Origin of the sequence: Actinomyces sp. HMT 175 (assembly GCF_016694895.1) — a bacterium.
Classification (GTDB): domain Bacteria; phylum Actinomycetota; class Actinomycetes; order Actinomycetales; family Actinomycetaceae; genus Actinomyces; species Actinomyces oris.
In genome coordinates, this window is sequence record NZ_CP068012.1 from 2,203,961 (window position 1) to 2,229,771 (window position 25,811).

The window sequence follows — 25,811 nt, forward strand, 5'->3', positions numbered from 1 at the left end:
CACGGCTCCGCGTCACTTATGAAGTTTCGGTAGGTTTGTGTGGGGCTGGCCGCACCTGCGGAGGTGGACAGCCGTTCCACTGGAGGTGGACGGTCGTTCCAGCCGGCCCCGCAGTGGTAGTAAGGTCACGCCCACCAGTACGAAACACTCCGAAGGAGAGCCCTATGAGCGAGAGCCCCGAGCTGCTGCCCGTCACTGAGAAGAAGTCCAGCTGCGGCTGCCACGAGCACAGCGACGAGCGCCTCACCCTGGACGCGCGCGCCATCCCGCACCGTCTGCGCCACGCCGCGGTCATCGGCGCCGCCTCCTCCCTCAACCCCGGTGAGGGCTTCGACCTGGTGGCCCCGCACGTGCCCACCCCGCTGCTGGCCCAGATCGACCAGCTGCCCTTCACCTTCCAGCACACGCTGCTGGAGCAGTCCGAGGGCTTCGCACGCGTCGAGATCCTGCGCACCGCCTGATCCACGCCTGAGCGCGGTCGGTCGGCCGGAGGCACACGCGGCCCCGAACCCCTGGCTCCGGCCACGGGCTCGGGGCCTCGTCGGGCCTCACACCATGCCGCTGGCGCGCTCCCGATATGCTCAACGCATGACGCCTGCACCACTCGATGCCGCGGTCGTCGGCCCGAGCAGGAGCCGTGGAACCTCCGCGGACCTGCCTATGCCGACGACCCGGCCGGTGCTACCCGAGCTGCCAGAAGGTCCCGGCTCGCCGGCCCCGGCCGCCGACGGCATCCCTCAGCAGCTGGTCGACCGCTACGGGCGCACCGTGCGCGACCTGCGCATGTCCATCACGGACCGCTGCAACCTGCGTTGCACCTACTGCATGCCCGCGCAGGGTCTCCAGTGGTTGCCCACCCCGGATCTGCTGACCACCGGCGAGCTCACCCGCCTGGGGCGTATCGCCGTCGAGCGCCTGGGAGTCGAGCGCATCCGCCTGACCGGTGGCGAGCCGCTCATGCGGCGCGACCTGGAGGAGATCGTCGAAGCACTGTCCGCGTTGCGGACCTTGGCCGGAGCCAAGCCGGACATCGCCCTGACCACGAACGGCCTGGGCCTGGAGAAGCGGGCCGCCGGGCTGCGGGCGGCGGGCCTGGACCGCGTCAACATCTCCATCGACTCCCTGGACCCGCAGGACTACGCCGCCATCACTCGCCGTGACCGGCTCGCCGACGTCCTGACCGGGATCGCCGGCGCCCAGGAGGCCGGCCTGGACCCCATCAAGGTCAATGCCGTGGCCGTGCCCGCCACTGTGGAGGAGCGGGCGCCGCGCCTCCTGGCCGAGTGCCTGCGCCGTGGCTGGCAGCTGCGGTTCATCGAGCACATGCCGCTGGGACCGCGCGAGACCTGGAGCAGCCAGGACGTCGTCGGCGTCGATCAGATCCTGGAGGTGCTGCGGGAGGCCGGATTCACCCTCACCGAGGTGGGCCGCCCGGACCGTCGTCCGGCGGCGCTGTGGCGGGTCGCCGCCGGAAGCGCGTTGGGCCAGGAGCATCCGGCCGGGACGGTGGGCGTCATCGCCTCGGTCACCGCCCCCTTCTGCTCGGACTGCGACCGCACCCGCATCACGGCCGACGGACGCCTCATGACCTGCCTGTTCTCCAGCACCGAGACCGACCTGCGCGGCCCCATGCGCGCCGGGGCCGACGACGACGAGCTCATCCGCATCTGGGCCGGCGCAACCTGGGGCAAGCCCCGCGCGCACGGCTCGGACAGTCCCCACACCGAGAGCGACGGCTTCGCTCGCCCGCAGCGCACCATGTCGGCCATCGGTGGCTGACCCGAATCCTCAGGAGCCCCCTATGACGAACCCCTGCCCCGAGCTGTCGCCCCAGGCGGGCGCGCACGCCGGTCAGGCGCAGATCTCCGTGACCCTGCGCTACTTCGCCGCGGCCACGGAGGCCGCCGGACGTCCCGAGGAGCGCCTGGACCTGCCCGCCGGCACGACACTGGCGGCTCTGCGCGAGCAGCTCTCCGGTCGAGGCCTGGAGATGGCGCGGGTCATCCCGATCTGCAGCTTCCTCGTCAACTCGGTCTCCACCCCGGCGGACTCGCTCACGCCCCTGGCCGACGGCGACGCCGTCGACGTGCTCCCGCCCTTCGCCGGCGGGTGACGACCGCATCGAGCCGGGCGGTTGTCGCACATCCCGACCGTTCTTCCGGCGGGCTGCCCGAGACGTTCCAGGCTCGGCGACACGACGTCAGGCGATGTTGCTCCACTGGCTCGAGCCGTCGGTGAAGGTCTGGCGCTTCCACACGGGCAGGCGCTCCTTGACCTCCTCGACGATCTGGCTGCACACGGCGAAGGCCTCGGCGCGGTGGTCGGAGCTGACGGCGACCGCGAGCGCCACCTCCCCGACGCTCAGGTCGCCGACGCGGTGAACGACCCCCAGGGCCCGCACCCGCCCCTGCTGGGCCACGTCCTGGGCGATCTGCTTAACGACCTGGCCGGCCGTGGGGTGACAGGAGTAGCCGATGCCGGTGACGGCGCGCTCGGCGTCGTGGTTGCGGACCACGCCCTCGAAGGTGACGACGGCGCCGGCGGCGGCGTCCTGGACGGCGTCGGCGAGCTCGGTGACGCTGACGGGGGCCTCGGTGACCTCGGCACGGACCACGCGGGCCATGGGAGCCGGGAGCGGCCGGCTGGGCTGGTCGGGGCTGGGCGTCACGGGGTCTCCTCGATCGGGGCGGCGGGCTGGGCATGATCGGATGGTCGGCCGCGAGCATACCCATGTGGGCTTCCCCGGCTGAACGGGCATGATAGGCCCCGGATGCTCGGGCACCGGCCCCGCGACCGCCCGCCCCGAGTCGCAGCCCACGGGGCGCTCGCCGAAGGAAGGACCGCTATGGCGCAGATGATTCCGCTGGAGGACTACGTCTCCCAGGTGCTGGAGGCCCTCTCGCCCCTTGAGGGCGGCCGTGTGCCACTGGGGCGAGCGCACGGACGGGTGCTGGCCGAGGACGTGACCGCCGCCGTGCCGGTGCCGCCGTGGACGAACTCGGCGATGGACGGCTACGCGGTGCGCGCGAAGGACACGACCGGCGCCTGCCCACAGACGCCCGTGGTTCTGCCGGTGAGCGGGGACGTTCCGGCCGGCGCCGCACCGCGGCCCCTCGCGGAGGGAACCGCCCAGCGGATCATGACTGGGGCGATGCTGCCTGAGGGCGCGGACGCCGTGGTCAAGGTGGAGGACACCGACCAGGCTCCCGGCCCGCACCCGATTCCCGAGCGCGTCGAGATCCGCGCGGCAGCGAGCCCGGGCCTCAGCGTGCGCCGCGCCGGGGAGGACGTGGCCGCGGGTGATCCGGTCATGGCGGCGGGGACGAGGCTGTCGGCGGCGGCCATCTCCGCCCTGGCCTCCGTGGGGCTCGGCTCGGTGCTGGTGCGGCCGCAGGTGCGCGTGGCGGTGGTGTCCACCGGGGCCGAGCTGCGTGACGCCGGCCAGGCGCTGGAGCCCGGGACGATTCCCGACTCCAACTCCCTGCTGCTGGCCGGGCTGGTCGCCGAGCACGGGGCCGTGTGCACGAGCGTGGCCCGCAGCGGCGACACGGCCGAGGCCCTGGCCGAGGTGCTGCGGCAGGCCGCGGCCGGCGCCGACCTCATCGTCACCTCCGGGGGCGTGTCCGCGGGAGCCTTCGATCCTCTGACGATGCTGGCGCAGGCGCAGCGGGGCGAGGAGGCCCCAGTGCACCTGGACTTCGTCAAGGTGGCCATGCAGCCGGGCAAGCCCCAGGGGCACGGCTGGGTCCTGGCCGACGACGGCCGGCGGGTGCCGATCATCTGCCTGCCGGGCAACCCGGTGAGTGTCCTGGTCTCCTTCACCACGATCGTGGCCCCGGCGCTGGCCCGCCTGGCCGGGCAGGACGCAGAGGATGGCGGCGCAGAGCCGCTTCCGGGGCGGCCTGTCCTGACGGCGCGCGCGGCGGTGGGCTGGCGGACCCCGCCGGGGCGGCGCCAGCACGTTCCGGTGCGCTTCACCGAGGCCCCCACCGGCTCCGGAGTCCGTTCCGACCTCGGTGACGGCGCGGGCCTCCCCTGGGTGACGCCCACCCACCGGCTGGGCTCCGGCTCGCACCTGGTGGCATCGCTGCCGGCCGCGCAGGCACTGGCGGTGGTGGCCGCCGAGGTCGAGGCGGTCGAGGTCGGCGACGAGCTGCCCCTCATCCCGCTGTCCGCCTCGTAGCGCCCGCCGGCCGCCCCTGAAGGCCGCCGGTACAAGCGACGAGCCACATCCACGACGCACGATCCCACCCCCAGTGAAGGAGCCCCTGTGACTACCCGCCCCGAGATCACCCTCACCCACCTGGACGAGGCGGGCGCCGCCTACATGGTGGATGTCACCGCCAAGACCCCGACCGTGCGCGAGGCCCGCGCCACCGCCTTCGTGGCCTGCTCGGAGGCAATCGTCGACGCCCTGCGCAGCGGCTCTGTCCCCAAGGGCGACGTGCTCGCCGTGGCCCGCGTGGCCGGGATCTCGGCAACGAAGAAGGTCCCCGAGCTCCTCCCCCTGGCGCATGTCATCGGCGTGCATGGGGCGCGCGTGGACCTGGAGATCGTCGACGGCGGCGTGCGCATCGAGACCACGGTGCGCACGGCCGACCGCACGGGCGTGGAGATGGAGGCCCTCACCGCCGCCACCGTGGCGGGACTGGCGATCGTCGACATGGTCAAGGGAGTGGACCGGGGCGTCGAGCTGCGAGAGGCCAAGGTGGTCGCCAAGTCCGGGGGACGCTCAGGGGACTGGGCGCGCGGTGACCGCGGTGACCGCGGTGACGCTGCCTGAGCAGACGGTCGGCGCCATCATGAGCACCGCGGATGCGGCCGAAGTCACCGAGGTCGCCGAGACCGCCGACGTCGTCGTGCTGGCCGGCGGAACCGGCGCTCGGTTGGACGGAGCCTCCAAGCCCGACGTCGTCGCCCGGGGGCTGCGCCTGCTCGACCACGTGCTGGCCGGCCTGGAGCAGCTTCGCGAACAGGGCCTTCCGCTCGGGCGCGTGTGCGTTGTTGCCCCGGCGGAGGTCGCTCTGCCCGGAGGCGTCCTACGGGCGCTGGAGGACCCTCCCCTGGGAGGACCCGTCGCCGGGATCGCGGCCGGGCTGGATGTCCTAGGACGGAGCGCCCCGGTTGCGGGACTGGCCGGGATCCTCACTTGCGACGCGCCCTTGTCCTGGAGGGCGCTGCCGGCCCTGCACCGGGCGCTGGCGCAGGCCGGGCCGGAGCTGGACGGCGTCTGCGCCCGCGACGGCGAGCACACCCAGTACCTGCTGGGCCTCTACCGCCGCCGAGCACTGGCCGCGGCCGTCGCCCCGGACGGCGCGCCTCTGCGGGACACGGCTGTGCGCCGGGCACTCGGGACGCTCCGCGTCAGGGCCATCCCCACGGCTCGCGATGTCGTGCGGGATCTGGACACCTGGGCCGAGGTCCATTCCTGGGACTCGGGCCGCTCCGAGTAGCAGCCCGGCTCAATCCGAATCGCTCAGTAGTGCTCGAGTGTGCTCAGTGGTCGCCGCCGCCGAGCTGCTCCAGGACATGGGGCACCAGGGGGCCGACGACGGCAACGGTGTCCTTGACCCCACCGCGCGAGCCGGGGGCGTTGACGACCAGGGCGCCGTCGTCGCCGCGAGAGGTCACGCCTACCAGCCCGCGGGACAGTCCCGCCAGCGGTGTCTTGGTCAGCCCGTGGGCGCGGATCTGCGCCTCGATGCCCTCGATGCGGGTCTCCAGCAGTGGTGCCGTCGCCTCCGGGGTGAGGTCCCGAGGGGTCACCCCGGTACCGCCGGTGGTCAGGACCACCCGGGCGCCGCCGGCCACCGCCCGCCTGATCGCCTCACGCACCGGCTCAACACCGTCGGGCACGAGGTCCACCTTCTCGACGACGACGTCGTGCTCAGCCAGGAGGCGCTGGGCCAGCGGGCCGGAGAGGTCCTCTCTCTCACCGCTGACGCAGCGGTCGGAGACGGTGATGACGGCGCCCTTGACGGGCTCGGGCAGGGCCGCCAGGCCCTTCTGGACGATGGGGGTCTCACTCATGGACCCACCGTAGTCCGCATACACCCCGCGCGGCTCCTCCGTCTCCCACCCGGAGTTTCAAGGGCAACACGTCCCGATCCAACCGGCAACCTCAATTAGGCAACTGACATTGAACCTAATTCACCGCCCTTAGTCACCTCTGAGATGTCGGTTTCGCCTCGTATTGCTCAGACATTCGTCCCTTGCATGAAGATCTGACCAACTCAATGCATCATTGAGCGCGGTGTGAGTCCGCAGGCTTTCACCGACTCTCTCCACACAGTCTCAGGTCCAGGGCGCTGTCGCCCAGCGGACCGAGCCCCACAACAGCAGGAGCCCTATGTCCACGCTCGACACCTCCGGTCGCGTCCTCACAGGCTGGAACCCCGAGGAGCCGGAGAACTGGTCCGCGAAGATCGCCTGGACCACTCTGGCCATCACCACCTTCTCCCTCATGCTCGGCTTCACCGTCTGGTTCCTGCCCAGTGCGGTGGCACCCAGGCTCAACGACATCGGCTTCCACCTGACCAAGAACCAGATCTACTGGATCACCTCAATGCCGGGTCTGTCCTGCGCCGCCCTGCGCCTGATCTACATGTTCCTGCCCGCCACCATCGGCGCCCGCAAGATGATCGGCTGGTCCTCCCTGCTGTACATCCTGCCGATGCTCGGCTGGTTCTTCGCGGTGCAGAACCACAACACCTCCTTCGGTGTCCTGCTCGCCCTGTCCTTCGCCTGCGGTATCGGGGCCGCCACCTTCTCCGGCTACATGTCCTCGACCGGCTTCTACTTCCCCAAGCGTCTGGCCGGCACTGCCCTGGGCCTGCAGGGAGGCCTGGGCAACATGGGCATGAGCATCATCCAGCTCGCCGCCCCCTTCCTCATGAGCATCAGCCTGTTCGGGCTGACCTGGGTGGCCCCCCACCACGAGGGCGCCCCCATGGTCGTCAACGCCACCGTCTTCTTCCTGCCCTGGTCCCTCATCGCGGCCTTCCTGACCTTCCGTTACATCAAGGACGTCCCGCTCAAGGCCAACATCAAGGAGCAGATGGACATCTTCGGCAACCTGGACACCTGGCTCATGACGGTCCTGTACATCATGACCTTCGGCGTCTTCTCAGGCTTCGCCGCCCAGACCGCCAACATCATCAACAACAACTACGGCGCCGCCTCCGACCTGGCCGACCACTTCGCCAAGGGCGACCTGCCCCAGGGGGCCTCCTACGCCTTCATCGGCACCCTCATCGGCTCCTTCCTGCGCTTCGCCTGGGGCCCTTTGTGCGACCGCTTCGGCGGAGCCATCTGGACCTTCGTCTCCGCCATCGGCATGGCCATCACGATGGCCTGGTGCGGCTACCTGGTGGCCGCCGCGGACGACCCGGCCGACTTCACCATCTTCATGGTGGCGCTGCTGGCGATGTTCTTCTTCGCCGGCGTCGGTAACGCCTCGACCTTCAAGCAGATGCCGATGATTATGCCCAAGCGCCAGGCCGGCGGCGCCATCGGCTTCACCGCCGCCGTGGCCTCCCTCGGCCCCTTCCTGGTCGGCATCGCCCTGACCCTCATGCCGACGCACGTCTTCTTCTACAGCTGCGCCGTCTTCTGCGTCCTGTGCGCCGTCATCTGCTGGGTCCGCTACGCCAAGCCGGGCGCCAAGCGTCCGGGCTGATCCGCCCACCACCGACTGACCCGCTCAACAGCGGACGCGGCCAGCATCATGGTCGCGTCCGCCGGGAGCAGCCGGAGCCACTCAGGGCCCGCCCCCATCGGCTCCGGGCCACCATTCGTCACCAACCACCACACCCATCAACTTCACGGACCAAAGGACCATTGATGAGCACCACCGGCTCCCAGACCACCGGCCCCGGGATCGTCCCTGGGCCCGACCAGCAGGTCGAGAACGCCCCCGGACTGCTCACGCTGGGCTCGTACCTGCGTCGAGGGCAAGCCTCTGCCGACGCCCGCCGCCTGTTCCTCACCGGAGGGCGCGAGGCCGACACCTTCTACCGCCACCGGTGGAGCCACGACAAGATGGTCCACTCCACCCACGGGGTCAACTGCACCGGGTCGTGCGCCTGGGAGGTCTACGTCTCCGACGGCATCATCACCTGGGAGAAGCAGATCACCGACTACCCCACCACGGGGCCGGACATGCCCGAGTACGAGCCCCGCGGCTGCCCGCGCGGTGCGGCCTTCTCCTGGTACACCTACTCCCCCACGCGCATCCGCTACCCCTACGTGCGCTCGGTCCTGCTGGACGCCTTCCGCGCCGCGAAGGCCGACAACGACGGCGACCCGGTCGCCGCCTGGGCGCAGGTCACCGGTGACCCCGCCACCGCCAAGGCCTACAAGTCCGCCCGAGGCAAGGGCGGCATGGTCCGCGTGGGCTGGGACGAGGCCATGGAGATCGTCGCGGCCGCCTACGTCCACACCATCCGCGCCTGGGGCCCGGACCGCATCGCCGGCTTCAGCGTCATCCCGGCCATGTCCCAGGTCTCCTACGGAGCCGGCGGCCGCCTCCACGAGCTCATCGGCGGCACGATGCTCTCCTTCTACGACTGGTACGCCGACCTGCCGCCGGCCTCACCCCAGGTCTTCGGGGACCAGACCGACGTCCCCGAGGCCGGCGACTGGTACAACGCCCAGTACCTCATGATGTGGGGCTCCAACCTGCCGCTGACCCGTACCCCGGACGCCCACTTCATGACCGAGGCCCGCTACCACGGGCAGAAGGTCGTGGCCGTCTCCCCCGACTACGCCGACAACACCAAGTTCGCCGACCAGTGGCTGCGCGTGGCTCCGGGTACTGACGGTGCCCTGGCCCAGGCAATGGGTCACGTCATCCTCTCCGAGTTCCACGTCAAGCGCGAGGAGTCCTTCTTCCTGGACTACATGCGCCGTCACACCGACTCCCCCTTCCTCATCACTCTGGACCCCTCCCCCGACGGCACCGGCTACGTGCCCGGGCGCTTCGTGACGGCCTCCGACGTCAACGGCGTCGCCACCGGCGCCCCGAAGAACGAGTTCCGCCCCCTCGTGTGGGACCGCGAGCGCGGCCCGGCCGACCCCGGCGGCACCCTGGCCGACCGCTTCACCCCCGAGGGTGAGGGCAAGTGGAACCTGCTCATGGACGGTGTCGACCCGGTCATGAGCATCCTGGACCTGCACGGCCAGGGCCCCCAGGTTCAGGCCGCCGAGGTCCTCCTGCCCCGCTTCGACCTACCCGGCTCCTCCACCCCCGAGGGATCCGTGGGCGGCGGCGTCGTGCGCCGCGGCGTGCCGGTCACCCGCATCGGGGAGCGCATGGTCACCACCGTCTACGACCTGCTCCTGGCCCAGTACGCCGTCGAGCGCCCGTCCATGCCGGGCGAGTGGCCCGCGGACTACCAGGACGCCACCGTCCCAGGCACCCCCGCCTGGGCCAGCGAGATCACCGGCGTTCCCGGCCCCGCCATCATCCAGGTGGCGCGCGACTTCGCCCTCAACGCCGTGGAGTCCGGCGGCCGCTCCCAGATCGTCATGGGCGCGGGCATCAACCACTACTACCACGCCGACCAGATCTACCGGACGATCCTGGCGCTGACCTCCATGTGCGCCACCCAGGGCGTCAACGGCGGCGGCTGGGCCCACTACGTGGGTCAGGAGAAGGTCCGCCCGCTCAGCGGCTTCCAGCAGTACGCCTTCGCCCTGGACTGGCATCGCCCGGCCCGGCAGATGATCTCCACCGGCTTCTGGTACATCACCACCGACCAGTGGCGCTACGACACCACCTCGGCCGAGCGCCTGGCCTCCCCGCTGGGGCCCGGCACCCTGGCGGGCAAGACCACGACCGACACGATGGTCGAGGCCATGAAGCGCGGGTGGACGCCGTCCTACCCGACCTTCAACCGCAGCCCGCTGCTCCTGGGCCAGCAGGCCGCCGAGGCGGGCATGGACCCCAAGGACTACGTCGTCGAGCAGCTGCGCTCCGGTGAGCTGCGCTTCGCCTGCGAGGACCCCGATGCCCCGGAGAACTTCCCGCGCATCCTGTGCTCGTGGCGCACGAACCTGCTGGGCAGCTCGGCCAAGGGCACGGAGTTCTTCCTGCGCCACATGGTGGGTGCGGACAACGACGTCAACGCCGTCGAGAACCCGCCCGAGCAGCGTCCCGCCTCGGTGACCTGGCGCGACGAGGCCCCCACCGGCAAGCTCGACCTCATGTGGACCGCGGACTTCCGCAACACCTCCACCACCCTGCACTCCGACGTCGTCCTGCCGGCGGCCACCTGGTACGAGAAGCACGACATCTCCTCGACCGACATGCACCCCTTCGTGCACTCCTTCAACGCGGCCATCGACCCGCCCTGGGAGGCGCGCACCGACTTCCAGGTCTTCCAGACCCTGGCCGGGCTCATCTCCGCCTGGGCGCCGCGCTACCTGGGCACCCAGACCGACGTCGTCGCCGCGCCCCTGACGCACGACACCCCCGACGCCCTGACGATGGCGCACGGTGACGTGTCCTCCCTGCCCCAGGAGTGGGTGCCGGGAGTGACGATGCCCAAGCTGGTGCCCACCGAGCGCGACTACACCCAGATCCGGGCCAAGTTCGACGCCCTGGGCCCCCTGGCCGAGAAGCTGGGGATTCCCTGCAAGGGCATCATGCTCAAGCCGGGTCCGGAGGTGGAGCGCCTGGCCCGCAACCACGGGGTCTCCTCCGACGGCGTGGCCGCCGGCCGGCCGCTGCTCGACACCGACATCCGCGCCGCCGACGCCATCTTCACGCTGTCGGGCACCACCAACGGGCGCATCGCCACCGAGGGCTGGGACACGCTGTCCAAGCGCACCGGCACCACGTTGGTCGAGCTCAGCGAGGAGGAGGCAGGCAAGCACATCTCCTTCGCCGACACCCAGGTCAAGCCCCAGGGAGTCATCACCTCCCCGGAGTGGTCCGGCTCCGAGCACGGCGGACGGCGCTACTCGGCCTTCGTGGTCAACGTGGAGCACGCCAAGCCCTGGCACACCCTGACCGGGCGCATGCACTACTACCTCGACCACGACTGGATGCGAGACATGGGCGAGTCCCTGCCGATCTTCCGGCCGCCACTGGACTTCCACGCCCTGTACGGGGAGGCCGCACCGGGCTCGGTGTCCACGAGCCAGGCGGGCACGGCGGAGGTCGCAGTGCGCTACATCACCGCGCACAACAAGTGGGCGATCCACTCGCAGTACTTCGACAACCTGCACATGCTCACGCTGGGACGCGGGGGCCAGACCATCTGGATGAGCCCCCAGGACGCCGACAAGATCGGCGTCAAGGACAACGAGTGGGTTGAGGCCTACAACCGCAACGGCATCGTGGCGGCGCGCGCCATTGTCTCCCACCGCATCCCCGAGGGCATGGTCTTCATGCACCACGCCCAGGAGCGCACCATGAACACCCCGCTGACTGAGACCAGCGGCAGGCGAGGCGGGACGCACAACTCCCTGACCCGGATCGTGCTCAAGCCCAGCCACTTCGCAGGCGGCTACGGGCAGCTGTCCTACGCCTTCAACTACATCGGCCCCACGGGCAACAACCGCGACGAGGTCACGCTTATCCGTCGCCGCAGCAACCAGGAGGTGACTTTCTGATGAAGGTCATGGCCCAGATCGCAATGGTGATGAACCTCGACAAGTGCATCGGCTGCCACACCTGTTCAGTGACCTGCAAGCAGGCCTGGACCAACCGCGAGGGCACCGAGTACATGTGGTTCAACAACGTCGAGACCCGCCCTGGTGTCGGCTACCCCAAGGGCTGGGAGGACCAGGACACCTGGCGCGGCGGCTGGGAGCGCACGGCCTCGGGCCGCCTGCGGCCCCGCTCGGGCGGGCGCCTGCGCCGCCTGGTCAACATCTTCGCCAACCCCGAGATGCCCACGGTCGAGGACTACTACGAGCCGTGGACCTACGAGTACGACAAGCTGCTCTCGGCCCCCAAGGACTCCCCGGCGATTCCGGTGGCGCGCGCCAAGAGCCAGCTGACCGGCGAGTACATGCCCACCATCAAGTGGGGTCCCAACTGGGATGACGACCTGGGCGGCTCCATGGAGACCCTCCAGCAGGACCCGATCATCGAGGCGATGAGCACGAAGGTGCGCACCGACATCGAGTCGGCCTTCATGTTCTACCTGCCGCGCATCTGCGAGCACTGCCTCAACCCCACCTGCGTGTCCGCCTGCCCGTCGGGCGCCATGTACAAGCGCACTGAGGACGGCATCGTCCTGGTGGACCAGGACGCCTGCCGCGGCTGGCGCATGTGTGTGTCCTCCTGCCCTTACAAGAAGGTCTACTTCAACCACGCCACCGGCAAGGCCGAGAAGTGCACCCTGTGCTACCCGCGCCTGGAGATCGGCCAGCCCACTGTGTGCTCGGAGACCTGTGTGGGCCGCCTGCGCTACCTGGGCGTCCTCCTCTACGACGCCGATCGCGTCTCGCAGGCCGCCGCCGTCAAGGACCCGCAGGACCTGTACATGGCCCAGCGCGAGATCCTCCTCAACCCCCACGACCCCGAGGTCGTGGCGGGCGCGCGCGCCGAGGGCGTCCCGGACAACTGGATCGAGGCGGCTCAGGCCTCCCCCATCTGGGACCTCATCGACACCTATGAGGTGGCCCTGCCCCTGCACCCCGAGTACCGCACCATGCCGATGGTCTGGTACATCCCGCCGCTCTCCCCGGTCGTCGACGAGGTCGCGGCCGCCGGACTGGACGGTGAGAACTACAAGGTGCTGCTCACGGCCGTCTCCGACATGCGCATTCCGCTGGAGTACCTGGCGGGCCTGTTCACGGCCGGTGACACCAACACGGTCGAGCTCGTGCTGCGGCGCCTGGCCGCGATGCGCTCCCACATGCGCGACGTGCGCCTGGGCCGCGAGCCCGACCCGGCCATCGCCGCCGCCGTGGGCCTGGACGGCAAGAAGCTGGAGGCCATGTACCGGCTGCTGGCCATCGCCAAGTACGACGACCGCTACGTCATCCCCACCGCCAAGCCCGAGGTCCCCCGCGGCATGGAGTCCATGGGCAACGACGTCATGACCCTTCTGGGTGAGGGGGCCCCGGCCGGATGCCACCCCGACGTCGCCTCCTTCCACGGCCAGGGCGGCGGCGCTATGAACGGCGGCCCGGTGAGCCTGCCGCTGCCGACCGTGCGCCGCGAGCCGGTGCCGGCCGCCGGCCCGGGCATGCCGCAGGTCGGTGTTCCTCAGCCGGTGGGTCAGGCCCCGGCGGCCGACTCCTCGACCGGCCCCGCGGTCACAGCCCCCAGGGACCTCTGAGATGGTCTCCTTCGTCCGCGCCCCCCGGGTTCTTGAGAAACCCGCCGAGGTGCAACTGACACCCTCCCAACGAGCCACCGTGCACATGGCGGCCTCGCTGCTGCTGGACTACCCGGCCGAGGGGACTCTGGAGACGCGCCTGAACGCCGTCGAGGCCGAGCTGGCCACACTGCCGGCGGAGGTAGCCGTCCTCCTGGAGGAGTTCATCGCTCAGGCGCGGCGCCGCGGCGAGCGGGCCATGGCCGAGCACTACGTGGAGGTCTTCGACCGACGTCGGCGCTGCTGCCTGTACCTGACGTACTACACGGTGGGCGACACCCGGCACCGGGGCGCCGCACTGCTGGCCTTCAAGCAGGCGCTGGCGGCGGCCGGCTACGAGATGGCCGCCGACGAGCTGCCCGACTACCTGCCGGTGGTCCTCGAGCTGTCCGCTCGCAGCGGTGACGAGGTGGCCAGTGCGCTCCTGTCCTCCCACCGGGAGGGCATCGAGGTGCTGCGCAGCGCCCTGGCCGACGCCGCCTCCCCCTACGCGGGGCTGGTGGAGGCCGTCTCGATGACCCTGCCCCGGATCGACGAGGCCACCGCCGAGCGCGTACGCGCCCTGGTGGCGGCCGGACCGCCCACCGAGACCGTCGGTGTCACCGACACCCTGCCCTTCCCGACCATTCCCGTGCGCAACCCGAGCCTGTCCGGTGTAACCGCCGTGCCGGGCTCGGCACCAGTCGCCGATCCTTCCCCCTTCACAAGCAGCCAGGAGAGCATGACATGAGCCCGATTCAGCAGAACCTCATGTGGGTGGCCCTGCCCTACGCCAGCCTGGTGCTGCTGGTGGCAGGCATGATCTGGCGGTGGCGCACCGACCAGTTCGGCTGGACCTCTCGTTCCTCGCAGTGGAACGAGTCCCGCATCCTGCGCCTGGCCTCCCCCCTGTTCCACCTGGGCTTCCTCATGGTGATGGGCGGTCACGTCGTCGGGCTGCTGGTGCCCAAGGACGTCACCGAGATGCTGGGCGTCTCCCAGCACATGTACCACCTGGGCGCCACCTACCTGGGAACCTTCGCGGCCATCCTGACGATCGTGGGCCTGGTCGGGCTCATCTACCGGCGCATCGTCGTCAAGAGCGTGCGCCTGGCCACCACCCGCAACGACCTGGTCATGTACTGCTTCCTCATCGTGCCGATCCTGCTGGGCTCGGCGGCCACGGTCCTCAACCAGCTCGCCGACGCCCACGGCTACGACTACCGCGAGACGATCAGCCCCTGGCTGCGCTCGGTACTGGTGCTCCAGCCGCGCCCCGAGCTCATGGCCGACGTGCCGGTCTCCTTCAAGCTCCACGTCATCGCGGGCTTCCTGCTCCTGGCAATCTGGCCCTTCACCCGCCTGGTCCACGTGGTCTCCGCGCCCGTGGGCTACGTGACCCGCCCCTATGTGGTCTACCGTTCCCGCGAGGGCGCCACCTCCACCGCTCAGACCTCACGAGGCTGGACCCCGGTGCGGACCCAGGGCACCGGCAACCAGGGGGCCAACGACGTCACTCCCTCTCAGGGAGCCTGAACCGGACGTTCCCGCCATCACGAAAGGACACGCAATGGGTATCTCACGTCGTGCGGCCATCGCCGCCGTCAGCCTGCTCTCCGCCGTCTCCTTGGCCGCCTGCGGAGGCTCCGCCTCCAACAGCTCCACGGGTGGGGCCACCGGAGCCGCCTCCGCGAGCGCCTCGGGCGGCGCGCAGAAAGCCACCGGCAAGGTCACGGTCCTGGCCGCGGCCTCCCTCCAGAAGGCCTTCGAAGAGATCGAGAAGACCGTGGAGAAGGACAACCCCGGCCTGGACGTCACCTTCGACTTCCAGGGCTCCCAGGACCTGGTGGCCTCCCTGGCGGGCGGCGACAGCGCCGACGTCCTGGCCACCGCCAACAACTCCACGATGAAGACCGCTGCGGACCAGAAGCTGGTCGGGAACCAGACCGAGTTCGCCACCAACGTCCTGACCCTCATCGTCCCCAAGGGCAACCCCAAGAAGATCACCGGGCTGGACTCGTCGCTGGACGGCGCCAACCTGGTCATCTGCGCCCCCGAGGTGCCCTGCGGTGAGGCCACCAAGAAGCTCGCCGAGGCCCAGGGAATCACCCTCAACCCGGTCTCCGAGGAGCAGAAGGTGACCGACGTACGCGGCAAGGTCGAGTCCGGTGAGGCCGACGCCGGCATCGTCTACACCACCGACGCCGCGGCCGCCAAGGACAAGGCGGACAAGATCGACATCCCCGACGGCGGCGTCGTCAACCACTACCCGATCGCCCCGACGGCCAAGCCCGAGAACCCCGCGGGCGCGCAGGCCTTCATCGATGCCGTCACCGGCAAGACCGGTCAGGACATCCTGGCCAAGCACGGCTTCGGCAAGCCCGGCAGCGCCACTGCCGGGGCGAGTGCCGGGGCCTCCGCCGCGGGCAGTGCGGCGGCGAGCGCCGGGGCCAGTTCCGAGGCCAGCTCCGGAGCCAGCGCCGCCCCGTCCCAGGCCGCGACCGCTGAGGGGTCCTCCGCCCCGGAGGCGAACAAGCCCACCGCGCAGACCACTGCTCCGTGATAGCTTGCCGGTCTGAATCGGTGGCCTGGTAAACATGAGTCTGTGAACCAGATGTCCCCCACTGCGCGCTCCGAGCAGCAGTCGGTACGGCGGCCCGTCCGCGCCCTCCTGGGGCGTGGGCGGGCCGCTCGCTCTCCTCTGCCCGTCCTCGTGACCGCGCTGGCCGTCTTGGGAGGCTGCGCAATCGTCCTGCCCCTGGTGGGTATGGGGACGCGCGTGTCCTGGGGGCAGCTCCCCCAGCTGCTGGCGACGCCGTCGGCGCAGGCCGCCCTGTGGCTCTCGATCCGCACCTGTCTGAGCTCCACGGTCGTCTGCGTGGTGCTGGGCGTGCCGCTGGCGCTGCTGCTGGCCCGCAGCTGGCCGGGGGTGAGGATCGCGCGGATCCTCGCGGTGCTACCGATGACGATGCCGCCGGTGGTGGCCGGTATCGCGCTGCTGTCCACCTTGGGCAACCGCGGCCTGCTGGGGGCGTACCTGAAGGAGTGGGGGGTGCCCATCGCCTTCTCCACTACCGCGGTGGTCATCGCCCAGGTGTTCGTCTCCATGCCTTTCCTGGTGGTCACTCTGGAGGCGGCGCTGCGCAGCCGTGACAAGCGGGCCGAAGTCACCGCCCGGAGCCTCGGGGCCGGCCCGTGGCGGGTTCTGGCGCAGGTGACGCTGCCGCTGGCGACACCGGCTCTGGCTCGGGGCACGGCCCTGGCCCTGGGCCGGAGCCTGGGCGAGTTCGGGGCGACCATCGCCTTCGCCGGCTCCAAGGAGGGCGTCACCCGCACGATGCCGCTGGCCATCTACCTGGAGCGGGAGAAGGACACGGCCACCTCCCTGGCCCTGGCCGCCGTACTCATCGGCCTGTCCTTCGTCATCGTCGGGGCGACCAATATCGACTGGGGCAGGACCGCCTCTCACCTACTGCCCCGCCGCGGGCTCCAGGAGCACCAGGACCACGACGCCGCTGCGTCGGAGCCCCGAGGCGCGCAGGCCTCCACCCAAGGCAGGGACGAGCGGATTCCCGAGTCACCTCGGGACGGCGGACGCGGCCAGGACCTGCAGGTGGCCTTCGAGCTGCCTGAGCGTGACGTCGTCGTCGACCTGGAGGTGGAGGCGGGGCGCACGACGGCGCTCGTCGGCCCCAATGGCTCGGGCAAGTCGACGGTCTGCTCCGTGGTGGCCGGCCTGCTGGACGCCGAGAACGGCCGGGTCGTGCTGGGCGGACGAGTCCTGGACGGCCCCGGCGGCTTCGTGCGGGCGGGGCGGCGCCAGGTGGCGCTGCTCAGCCAGGAGCCGGGCGTCTTCGCCCACATGTCCGTGCTGGGCAATGTGGTCTTCGCGCTGCGCTGCCAGGGGGTGAGCCGGGCGGAGGCGACGCGTCGGGCCCGCGCCGAGCTGGCCGCCGTCGGGGCCGATCACCTGGCCTCCCGCCCGGGAGGAGCGCTCTCGGGAGGGCAGGCGGCCCGGGTGGCCTTGGCCCGGGCGCTGGCGACAGGGCCCCGTCTGCTGGTCCTGGACGAGCCGATGGCCGCCCTGGACGTGACCGCCCGCCAGGAGATGCGCCGCCTGGTGGCGCGCCGGTGCGCCGAGGAGGGGCTGACGCTGCTGCTGGTGACCCATGACGTCCTGGACCTGACGGCGCTGGCCGAGGACGTCGTCGTCCTGGACCGGGGCCGAGTGGTGGAGCAGGGGCCGACGGCGAGGATCCTGTCCGCGCCCCGTTCGGACTTCGTCGCCCACCTGACCGGGACGGCTGTGCTCACCGGGGTCGTCGACGGCGACGCCGAGGCGCCGGGACTGCGGCTGCCGTCGGGGCAGGTCATTCATGGCCGCCCCCGGGAGGATGCCACTGACGGGCATGTCGGCGAGCCGGGGCACCGGGACGACCGCAACGAGGTGCCCCGGCCCGGAGCACCGGGTATTGCGCTGGTGCCGCCCGACGCCGTCGCCCTCTACCGGCAGGCGCCGCACGGCAGTCCCCGCAACGTCCTGACCGGCCGGGTGACGGGGCTGGAGCGCTCGGGGGCGCTGGTGAGTGTGCGCCTGGAGCTCGAGGAGGGGCAGCGGCTGTCGGCAGCGGTCACCGCGGGTGCCGTGGCCGAACTCGGCATCACCGAGGGCCGGGAGGTCTGCTGCGTCATCAAGGCGGTGCAGGTGCGTATCCTGGCTCGCCGGGGTTGAGGACCACGGCACTGAGACGTTGAGAGAAGGACCGGGTGTAGATGAGGGAGGGCGAAGTGAGCGCTGTTGAGGGAAGCGATCTGGATGGCGTCTGCGGGTCGGTGATTGCCGAGGAGCGTCTACGGCCGCTGAGCCGCGATGAGCTGGAGCGCTACCACCGCAATGCGCTTGTGCCGCAGGTGGGGCTCGTGGGGCAGCAGCGCATCCGCGCGTCTCGGATCCTGCTCATCGGTGCCGGCGGGCTCGGGGCGCCGGCGGCCCTGTACCTGGCGGCCGCGGGGGTGGGGACGATCGGGCTCATTGACGACGACGATGTCGACGTGTCCAACCTGCAACGCCAGGTCATCCATGCCACGGCGGCCGTGGGGCGCCCCAAGGTGGACTCGGCGGCCGAGGCGATCAGGGCGCTCAATCCTGACGTTGAGGTCGTTGCCCACCGGAGGCGGTTGACGGCAGACAATGTCCGGGGCCTTCTGGGCGGCTGGGACGTGGTCATTGACGGCACGGACAACTTCCCCACGCGGTACCTGGTCAATGACGCCGCCGTCATGCTGGGGCTGCCGCTGGTGCACGGGGCGGTACTGGGGTTCAACGGGCAGGTGGGGGTTTTCGATGCGCGCCGGGGACCGTGTTACCGGTGCCTGCATCCCGCCCCGCCGCCCGCGGGATCGGTGCCCTCCTGCGCGGAGGCCGGGGTGCTGGGAGTGCTGCCCGGCATCATCGGGACGATGCAGGCCGCCGAGGCGCTCAAACTGGTCATCGGTGGCGCCCAGCCGCTGCTGGGGAGGTTGGCGTTGCTCGACGCCTGGGGGGCGCGCTTTCGGGAGATTCCGGTGGCGAAGAACCCGGCCTGCCCGGTGTGCGGGAAGAACCCGAGTATCACCGCACTGGTCACGGAGGCTGATGCCTGCTTGGTTCCCCGGACTCCCGAGGCCGACACGCAGCCGCAGGAGCCCGTCTCCGGGGGTGAGGCCTTGGGGACGGGAGCGGGGGGTGTCTCTGCGGCCGAGCTGAGGAGGCTCCTGGAGGGCGATGTGCCGCCGGCGCTGCTGGATGTTCGTGAGGACATCGAGGTGGCGCTCGAGCCGATGGAAGGAGCGCTGCACATTCCGTTGCGCGAGGTTGTGGCACGGATGGACGAGCTCGACCCGGGCCGGCTGACGGTGGTGGTGTGTGCCGCTGGGGTGCGCTCGGCCCGCGCCATCGAGGCGCTGAAGGCGGCGGGCTACCCCGGCCGGCTCCTCAACCTTGAGGGCGGCATGAGGGCCTGGGGCTCTCGCCGACCCTGACCGCGGCATCAGCGGGCCTTGGTGTCACGATTGGCGACTTTTAGGCTGTCCAACGGCTGACGTGCCCGGGCCTGTAGGGCTTTGACCTGCGCATATGTGCCGGACAGTGATGGCCATTGGCCAGGGGGTGCTCTTAAAAGTCGCCGATTGTGACACCGCTTGTGGAGTGAGCCTGGTGGTCTGTGGTGTGAGCGTGTGCTGGGGGTTAGTGGCCTTGGGCTTCTTCGGCGTCGTCGGTGAGGTAGGTGACGATACGGACCAGGTCGTACTCTGCCTCTCTGCCACAACCTCAGCCGGCCCGTTCCGCACGCCCCAGGGGAGCCATGAGCAGCCAGACGAGGTAGAGCCCGCCCAGCGCCGCACTGACCAGGCCCACCGGGATCTGGAAGGGGCTGAGCAGCCGTTGCGCCAGAAAATCAGCCCCTCCCAGCAGCAGCGCCCCCATCGCCGCCGAGGCGATCATCGTCATCCCAGCCGATCTGCTCAACCGGCGCGCCAGCTGCGGTGCGGCCAGGGCGATGAAACCGATCGGGCCCGCCGTTGCGACGCAGATCGCCGCCAGCATGACGCCGTAGCCGAGCATCGCGCCGCGCACTCTGCCGACCGGCAGTCCCAGGCTGGTTGCGGCGTCGTCGCCCATCTCCAGCAGACTCGCAGGCCGCACGAGCCACACCACCTGAATCAGCAGCACCGCGGCAGCCAGAGCCAGGGGCTTGACCTGTCCCCAGGAAATCGCGTTGAAGGAACCGTACTGCCAGGCCTTGGCCGTCTCGGCACTAGGCAGACTGGCTTGGGAGATGAGGTAGCTGTTGGCCGCCGAGAGCATCTCGGAGATGGCGACCCCGGTCAGGATCAGGTTGTCGCCGCCCACGCCACCGCGCCGCGACACAAGAGCAACCACCGCCGCGGTCGCAAAGCCTCCGAGGACCGCCCCCACCGAGACCTGGATATCACTCGCCGACGCCGCCAGCAGGAGCATGAGCAACCCGCCGCTGGAGGCGCCGGTCGTGAACCCCACAATGTCGGGGCTGCCCAGGGGATTTCGTGACAGGCTCTGGAAGACAGCACCCGACAGCGCCAGCATCGCCCCCACCAGCGCCGCTGCGACCGCGCGCGGAAGCCGCTGGTTGAGCACGAAGAAGCGATCCATCCTGCTTCCAGATCCCGTCAGCAGTGTGTGCAGCGCGTCGGTCCCGGAGATGTTGTAGGCGCCGAACAGCACCGAGACAGCCACCACGGCCAGCGCCGCAGCAAGCGCCAGCACGGTCACTACAGCGGCCCGCCGGTGGACGAGGAAGGCCCTGCGGCTTCCAACGGGGCATCGCAGCTGAGAGGCCGGGGCCCCGAGGCGCACACCGTCGGTCTCCGACGCCGGACTACCGGCCGCGTCCCGAACCCTCCTCATCGTCCCCTCACCCCCATGCGCTGGATGACCATGACCAGCAGCACCGGACCGCCGATGAATGCGGTCACGACCCCCGCCTCCATCTCGCCGGAGTCCAGGATGACCCGCCCGACGACGTCGGCGGCCAGCAGCAGGACCGGTCTGGCGACGAGGGAGACCGCCAGCAGCCTGCGCTGGTCAGACCCCAAGGCCAGCCGCAGCACCTGCGGGACCACCAGCCCAACGAAGGAGATCGGCCCGACCGCCGCCGTCGACGCCCCACACAGCAGAGTGATCGAGGTCAGTGCCAGCGCCCGAGCGCGCCTCGGGCTGACACCCAGCGCCTTGGCCTGCTCCTCCCCCAGCGCCAGGGCGTTGAGCGTGAGCCCCGAGGCCAGAGCCAGCACCAGCCCGACGACGAGGAAGGGCGCCACCCACACCAGCAGTACCGCATCCCGGTCCGCCAGCGAGCCCAGAACCCAGAAGCGATAGGAGTCGAAGGTGACGGAGTCGTACATCGTGATGGTCCCGGTGATCGACCGCAGACTCGCCCCCAGGGCCACCCCGGCCAGCACGAGTCTGGCGGGGCCGGCGTCGGCCCTGCGTACCGACATGAGATGGACGAGGAAGGCGGCCAGGGCGGCCCCTGCGAAGGCGAACCAGAGGAAGTCACTCACATCTGTCAGCCCCAGCAGAGACATCGACAGGACCACCGACAGAGACGCGCCGGCATTGATGCCGAGAATGCCCGGCTCGGCCAGGGGATTGCGGGTCAGCCCCTGCATGACGACCCCGGCCACGGCCAGCGCGGCGCCGACCATGACCGCCAGGACAGTCCGCGGCATCCGCAGCTGCCAGACAATGACCGAGGCGACTGTTGTCCTCCCCGGCACGAAGGCACTGGCCACTTCCTCCAGCGTCAGACTGTGCGACCCAATGGCCAGGCTCACCAGGCACAGAAGCACCGACAGCACCCCGAGAACAAGGACGGTCCCACCCACCGGGACCCCCACTGACGTAGGGGCGGACGTCCCGGCAGACTTCTCACCAGAGCCACGGCGGCGCTCCCACCACCGGGCGATCACGCCAGAGCTCCCGGCTGCGACTGACGAGCGACCTCCGCCACGTCCCCACCTTTCTTCAGGATGATTCTTGATAAAAACGCTATGACTTAGGTTAGCCTAAGCCCATGACATCCCACTACAGCCGCCGCAGCGCTCTCGTCTTCGCAGGGTTGGCCACCGCCATCCCCGTCCTCGCCGCTTGCTCCGGTAAGAAGGCGGACTCCAGCGCCTCCTCGACCGCCAAGGCCAAGCCCACCTCATCGGTGCCCACCGGCATGCCCGAGGGCAAGGGCTCAGGCAAGGCCGACGACGTCTTCCCCCGCAAGGTCGTCCACTTCAAGGGCACCACCGAGATCAAGAAGGCCCCCACCAAGGTCGTCATCCTGTCCACCGGGCAGCTCGACGTCGCCCTGACCCTGGGCATCGTGCCGATCGGCTCAACCAAGGGCGACGGCGCCGCAACGGTCCCGGAGTACCTCAAGAAGGCCTTCCCCAAGCAGGCCGACAAGCTGGGGGCGATCAAGGACGTCGGCTCTCGCAAGTCCCCCAGTGTCGAGGACATCGGCAACCTGTCCCCGGACCTCATCCTTGTCAACCAGGCGGGCAAGGACGATATCGACACCCTCTACAAGTCCCTGTCCGAGGTGGCGCCCACCGTCGTCACGCAGGGCAAGAGTGAGGCCTGGAAGCAGGACTTCCTCCTCGTGGCCGACGCCCTGGGCAAGCCGGAGACCGCCAAGAAGTGGATGGAGACCTATCAGGTCGACGCCGAGAAAGCCGGCTCCGCCATTGACGGCAACCCCACCGTCTCCCTGCTGCGCAAGACCAGCGACAAGCTTCGTCTCTTCGGGGCGGTCTCGCTGGCCGGCTCGGTCCTGTCCGACATGGGCGTCGCCCGCCCCAGCACCCAGACCTTCACCGACAACGGCAACAAGGACATCAGCTCCGAGACGCTGGCTGAGGCAGAGGCCGACTGGATCCTCTACGGGGCGCAGAAGACCCCGAAGGACGAGAAGGACAAGGACAAGAACAACACCGAGCTGACCGCCATGCCCCTGTGGGCGGGGCTCAAGGCCGTCAACGACAAGCACGCCGTGCGCGTTGACGACGACGCCTTCTTCCTCAACGCCGGCCCCACCGCGGCACGGCTCGTCATGACCACGGTGGCGGACACGCTGCCGAAGAAGAAGTAGTCCGTGCCCGCTCCGGTCTCATCGGAGGCTCCTTCAGACGCCCAGGTCCCCACCGCGGGCCTGGGCGTTCGGGGCATCCGCCTGGCCTACCACCCCAGCCATCCGGTCATCGAGGACCTGAGCACGGCCATCACCCCGGGCGCGGTGACAATGATCGTGGGCCCAAATGCCTGCGGGAAGTCCACACTGCTGCGCGCCATGAGCCGGGTCCTCTCCCCGGGCTCCGGGCAGGTGGTCCTCGACGGCCGCGACATCGCCACCCTGGCCCCCAAGAAGCTGGCCCGGCGAGTGGGCATGCTGGCCCAGTCCTCCATCGCCCCGCCCGGGATCACCGTCCACGAGCTGGTGGCGCGCGGGCGCTACCCGTATCAGTCGCTCCTGCGTCAGTGGTCGGCCGACGACGACGCGGCCGTCACCGAGGCCATGGAGCGCACCGACGTCGTTGGCCTGGCCAACCGGCACGTGTCCGCACTCTCCGGCGGGCAGCGTCAGCGGGTGTGGGTGGCGATGGCCCTGGCCCAGCGCACCGACATCCTCCTGCTCGACGAGCCGACCACCTACCTGGACCTGGCCCACCAGGTGGACCTCCTCGAGCTGTGCCGGGACCTGAACGCCGAGCTGGGCACCACGATCGTGGCGGTGCTCCACGACCTCAACCAGGCCTGTCGTTACGGGGACGAGGTGATCGCCATGCGCGCCGGTAGCATCCTGGCCCATGGCCGCCCCGAGGAGGTCGTCACCGCTGAGATGGTTGAGGAGGTCTTCGGCCTGAAGGTCCAGGTCATTGCCGACCCACTCACCGGGACCCCGCTGGTTCTGCCTCTTCCGCGCAAGACCCGGGACACGGCGTCGGGCAGCAAGGCCGGGTAGGGAACGGCGCTGCCCGCGCCCCGGCTTCGGCCGAGCGCGATCATCTGCGACCGCCTGCGAGCCTGAATGCCCGCTCGCCGGCACCGGTCTTCGCCTGCTCTCGGGCCGATACACACCAACCTCACCTACCAGGACCGGTCCCCCACGGCCCCGCAGGGTTGCCCTGACACAACCTGCTGGGCGGTGGACCCGCACCAAGGCCCGCACCTAGTCTTCACATATCAACCAGAACTGATGTGAGGACATACCTGTGACTGCTTCTGCTCCCACCCTGCCCACCACCATGCGCGGCGTCGTCATGCACGCCGCCGGTGACGTCCGTGTCGAGGACCGCGATGTCCCCCACGTCATCGAGCCCACCGACGCCGTTATCAAGCTCGAGGCCGCCTGCGTGTGCGGCTCGGACCTGTGGCGTTACCGGGGTATCTCCCCGGTGGAGGAGGCACGCCCCATGGGCCACGAGTACGTGGGCACCGTCGTCGAGGTCGGCGACGACGTCACCAGCGTCAAGGTCGGCGACTTCGTCGTCGGTTCCTTCTGCATCAGCGACAACACCTGCGAGATCTGCGAGGACGGCTTCCAGTCCCGCTGCGCCAACGGTGGCTTCATGGGCGACACCCAGGCCGAGTACACCCGTGTCCCCCAGGCCGACGGCACTCTCGTCGTCGTTCCCGGCGGCAAGCCCGATGACCCCGAGATCATCGCCTCACTGCTGGCCGCCTCCGACGTCCTGGGAACCGGCTGGTTCGGGGCCGTCGCAGCCCAGGCCGGCCCCGGCAAGACCATCGCGGTGGTCGGCGACGGCGCCGTGGGCCTGTCCGCCGTCCTGGCCGCCAAGGCCCTGGGGGCTGAGAAGGTCATCATTTTCTCCCGTCACGAGGACCGGGCGGCCCTGGCCCGCGAGTTCGGCGCCAACATCGTCATCGCCGAGCGCGGCGACGAGGGCGCCGCGAAGGTCAAGGAGCTCACCGGCGGCTACGGCGCGCACGGCGTCGTCGAGGCCGTGGGCAACCAGACCTCGATGATGCAGGCCATCGCCTCCTGCCGCCCCGGCGGGCACCTCGGCTACGTGGGCGTCGCCCACGGCGTCTCCCTGCCCGGCGACCAGCTCTTCTCCGCCGAGATCCACATGCTGGGCGGCCCCGCACCCGTGCGCCGCTTCCTGCCCGACCTCATCGACCGCATCCTCAAGCGCGAGATCAACCCCGGCAAGGTCTTCACCCTGCGCCTCCCACTGGAGGAGGCCCCCGAGGCCTACAAGGCCATGGACGAGCGCCGCGCCATCAAGGTGCTCCTGGAGCCCTGAGCCGATCCGCACACCCCACCATCATCGTCTGACAACAGGAGCATTCATGAAGACCCTCGTTCTCGTCTTCCACCCCGACATGTCCACCTCGCGCGCCAACCGACCCCTGGCGGCCAAGGCCGAGGCCCTCGGTAACGACGTCACCGTGCGCTACATGTACGACCTCTACCCCGACCAGAAGGTCGACGTCGCCGCCGAGCAGACCGCCCTGGAGGCCGCCGACAGGGTCGTCCTCCAGTTCCCCATGTACTGGTACTCCACCCCCGCCCTGCTCAAGCAGTGGCAGGACGACGTGCTCCTCTACGGCTGGGCCTACGGCTCAACCGGTAAGGCCCTGGCCGGCAAGGAGCTGCTGGTGGCTGTGAGCACCGGTGGCCCCGGCGACGCCTACAGCCACGAGTCCTCTTACGGCTACACGCTCACCGAGCTGCTGCGGCCCCTCCAGGCGACGGCGAACATGGTCCAGATGACCTATCTCGAGCCCTTTACCACCACCGGGACCCTCACCATCACCGATGAGGCCCTGGCTCAGCGGGCTGAGGACTACGCCGCCACCCTGCAGTCCACGAACCTGCCGGTTCTGGACCTCCGCGGCTGAGTCCGCCGGCAGGCAGCGTCCACATGCCCGGGGGCCCAGGCCGGTTCGCCGGTCTGGGC

The 25,811-nt window shown here is 70.2% G+C and carries 22 protein-coding genes; 18 read left to right on the forward strand and 4 right to left on the reverse strand.

Translation table 11 applies throughout. The annotated features are described in order from the left end of the window. Window positions 1–164: 164 nt before the first annotated feature. From JJJ14_RS09275 to JJJ14_RS09285, 3 genes are all read left to right on the forward strand, one after another. Window positions 165–461 (forward strand): DUF2249 domain-containing protein, encoded by a 297-nt coding sequence (locus JJJ14_RS09275; RefSeq protein ID WP_003785642.1) that lies wholly within the window; start codon window positions 165–167, stop codon window positions 459–461. 127 nt (window positions 462–588) lie between these two features. Further along, complete coding sequence (moaA, locus tag JJJ14_RS09280; protein ID WP_201443959.1) at window positions 589–1,779, forward strand: GTP 3',8-cyclase MoaA; 1,191 nt, start codon at window positions 589–591, stop codon at window positions 1,777–1,779. A gap of 22 nt (window positions 1,780–1,801) precedes the next feature. Beyond that, window positions 1,802–2,113 (forward strand): MoaD/ThiS family protein, encoded by a 312-nt coding sequence (locus tag JJJ14_RS09285; protein WP_201443960.1) that lies wholly within the window; start codon window positions 1,802–1,804, stop codon window positions 2,111–2,113. Between the two features lie 87 nt (window positions 2,114–2,200). On the opposite strand, the gene JJJ14_RS09290 is transcribed toward JJJ14_RS09285, so the two are convergent. Continuing rightward, window positions 2,201–2,623, reverse strand: coding sequence for a molybdenum cofactor biosynthesis protein MoaE (locus JJJ14_RS09290; protein ID WP_201445153.1), 423 nt, complete (start codon window positions 2,621–2,623; stop codon window positions 2,201–2,203). 222 nt (window positions 2,624–2,845) lie between these two features. On the opposite strand from JJJ14_RS09290, the gene JJJ14_RS09295 reads away from it, so the two are divergent. The 3 genes from JJJ14_RS09295 to mobA all read left to right on the forward strand — a co-directional run bounded on the left by JJJ14_RS09295 (window position 2,846) and on the right by mobA (window position 5,453). Continuing rightward, complete coding sequence (locus JJJ14_RS09295) at window positions 2,846–4,183, forward strand: molybdopterin molybdotransferase MoeA (RefSeq protein ID WP_201443961.1); 1,338 nt, start codon at window positions 2,846–2,848, stop codon at window positions 4,181–4,183. An 87-nt stretch (window positions 4,184–4,270) separates the two neighbouring features. Continuing rightward, window positions 4,271–4,783: a cyclic pyranopterin monophosphate synthase MoaC gene (gene moaC / locus JJJ14_RS09300; RefSeq protein ID WP_201443962.1), complete on the forward strand. Its 513-nt coding sequence runs from the start codon at window positions 4,271–4,273 to the stop codon at window positions 4,781–4,783. A 19-nt stretch (window positions 4,784–4,802) separates the two neighbouring features. Beyond that, a complete protein-coding gene (gene mobA / locus JJJ14_RS09305; RefSeq protein ID WP_101558790.1) occupies window positions 4,803–5,453 on the forward strand; it encodes a molybdenum cofactor guanylyltransferase in 651 nt (216 codons plus the stop codon). A gap of 43 nt (window positions 5,454–5,496) precedes the next feature. Here the strand turns inward: mobA and JJJ14_RS09310 are convergent, their stop codons facing one another. Then, the gene (locus JJJ14_RS09310; protein ID WP_043538155.1) at window positions 5,497–6,030 is read right to left on the reverse strand and encodes a MogA/MoaB family molybdenum cofactor biosynthesis protein; all 534 of its coding nucleotides are present in this window, start codon (window positions 6,028–6,030) and stop codon (window positions 5,497–5,499) included. A 319-nt stretch (window positions 6,031–6,349) separates the two neighbouring features. Between JJJ14_RS09310 and JJJ14_RS09315 the strand changes: the two genes are divergently transcribed. The 8 genes from JJJ14_RS09315 (at window position 6,350) to moeB (ending at window position 19,337) form a co-directional block, all read left to right on the forward strand. Further along, complete coding sequence (locus JJJ14_RS09315; RefSeq protein ID WP_101558603.1) at window positions 6,350–7,678, forward strand: MFS transporter; 1,329 nt, start codon at window positions 6,350–6,352, stop codon at window positions 7,676–7,678. 164 nt (window positions 7,679–7,842) lie between these two features. After that, window positions 7,843–11,619 (forward strand): nitrate reductase subunit alpha, encoded by a 3,777-nt coding sequence (locus tag JJJ14_RS09320; protein WP_201443963.1) that lies wholly within the window; start codon window positions 7,843–7,845, stop codon window positions 11,617–11,619. Then, entirely contained in the window at window positions 11,619–13,298 is a 1,680-nt protein-coding gene (gene narH, locus JJJ14_RS09325) for a nitrate reductase subunit beta (protein WP_101558605.1), read from the forward strand. The genes JJJ14_RS09320 and narH overlap by 1 nt, the downstream gene beginning before the upstream one ends. Before the next feature lies 1 nt (window position 13,299). Beyond that, a complete protein-coding gene (narJ, locus tag JJJ14_RS09330; protein WP_101558606.1) occupies window positions 13,300–14,067 on the forward strand; it encodes a nitrate reductase molybdenum cofactor assembly chaperone in 768 nt (255 codons plus the stop codon). After that, a complete protein-coding gene (gene narI / locus JJJ14_RS09335) occupies window positions 14,064–14,852 on the forward strand; it encodes a respiratory nitrate reductase subunit gamma (protein WP_075254575.1) in 789 nt (262 codons plus the stop codon). The genes narJ and narI overlap by 4 nt, the downstream gene beginning before the upstream one ends. A 34-nt stretch (window positions 14,853–14,886) precedes the next feature. After that, window positions 14,887–15,879, forward strand: a complete 993-nt coding sequence (modA, locus tag JJJ14_RS09340; RefSeq protein ID WP_101558607.1) for a molybdate ABC transporter substrate-binding protein — start codon at window positions 14,887–14,889, stop codon at window positions 15,877–15,879. Between the two features lie 42 nt (window positions 15,880–15,921). After that, entirely contained in the window at window positions 15,922–18,048 is a 2,127-nt protein-coding gene (locus JJJ14_RS09345) for an ABC transporter permease (protein WP_201443964.1), read from the forward strand. Between the two features lie 41 nt (window positions 18,049–18,089). Beyond that, the gene (gene moeB, locus JJJ14_RS09350) at window positions 18,090–19,337 is read left to right on the forward strand and encodes a molybdopterin-synthase adenylyltransferase MoeB (RefSeq protein ID WP_201443965.1); all 1,248 of its coding nucleotides are present in this window, start codon (window positions 18,090–18,092) and stop codon (window positions 19,335–19,337) included. A 289-nt stretch (window positions 19,338–19,626) separates the two neighbouring features. On the opposite strand, the gene JJJ14_RS09355 is transcribed toward moeB, so the two are convergent. After that, window positions 19,627–20,742 carry a FecCD family ABC transporter permease gene (locus tag JJJ14_RS09355; RefSeq protein ID WP_201443966.1) on the reverse strand — a complete coding sequence of 372 codons (1,116 nt, stop codon included), beginning with the start codon at window positions 20,740–20,742 and terminating at the stop codon, window positions 19,627–19,629. Further along, window positions 20,739–21,722 (reverse strand): FecCD family ABC transporter permease, encoded by a 984-nt coding sequence (locus tag JJJ14_RS09360; RefSeq protein ID WP_236592790.1) that lies wholly within the window; start codon window positions 21,720–21,722, stop codon window positions 20,739–20,741. Before JJJ14_RS09360 ends, JJJ14_RS09355 begins: the two co-directional genes overlap by 4 nt. A gap of 188 nt (window positions 21,723–21,910) precedes the next feature. Here JJJ14_RS09360 and JJJ14_RS09365 point away from each other — a divergent pair, with 188 nt between their 5' ends. From JJJ14_RS09365 to JJJ14_RS09380, 4 genes are all read left to right on the forward strand, one after another. Next, entirely contained in the window at window positions 21,911–22,978 is a 1,068-nt protein-coding gene (locus tag JJJ14_RS09365; RefSeq protein ID WP_101558612.1) for an ABC transporter substrate-binding protein, read from the forward strand. Between the two features lie 3 nt (window positions 22,979–22,981). Further along, a complete protein-coding gene (locus JJJ14_RS09370; protein WP_201443967.1) occupies window positions 22,982–23,848 on the forward strand; it encodes an ABC transporter ATP-binding protein in 867 nt (288 codons plus the stop codon). Between the two features lie 283 nt (window positions 23,849–24,131). Next, the gene (locus tag JJJ14_RS09375) at window positions 24,132–25,154 is read left to right on the forward strand and encodes a zinc-dependent alcohol dehydrogenase family protein (protein WP_201445155.1); all 1,023 of its coding nucleotides are present in this window, start codon (window positions 24,132–24,134) and stop codon (window positions 25,152–25,154) included. A gap of 46 nt (window positions 25,155–25,200) precedes the next feature. After that, complete coding sequence (locus tag JJJ14_RS09380) at window positions 25,201–25,752, forward strand: NAD(P)H-dependent oxidoreductase (protein WP_201443968.1); 552 nt, start codon at window positions 25,201–25,203, stop codon at window positions 25,750–25,752. Window positions 25,753–25,811: the final 59 nt, after the last annotated feature.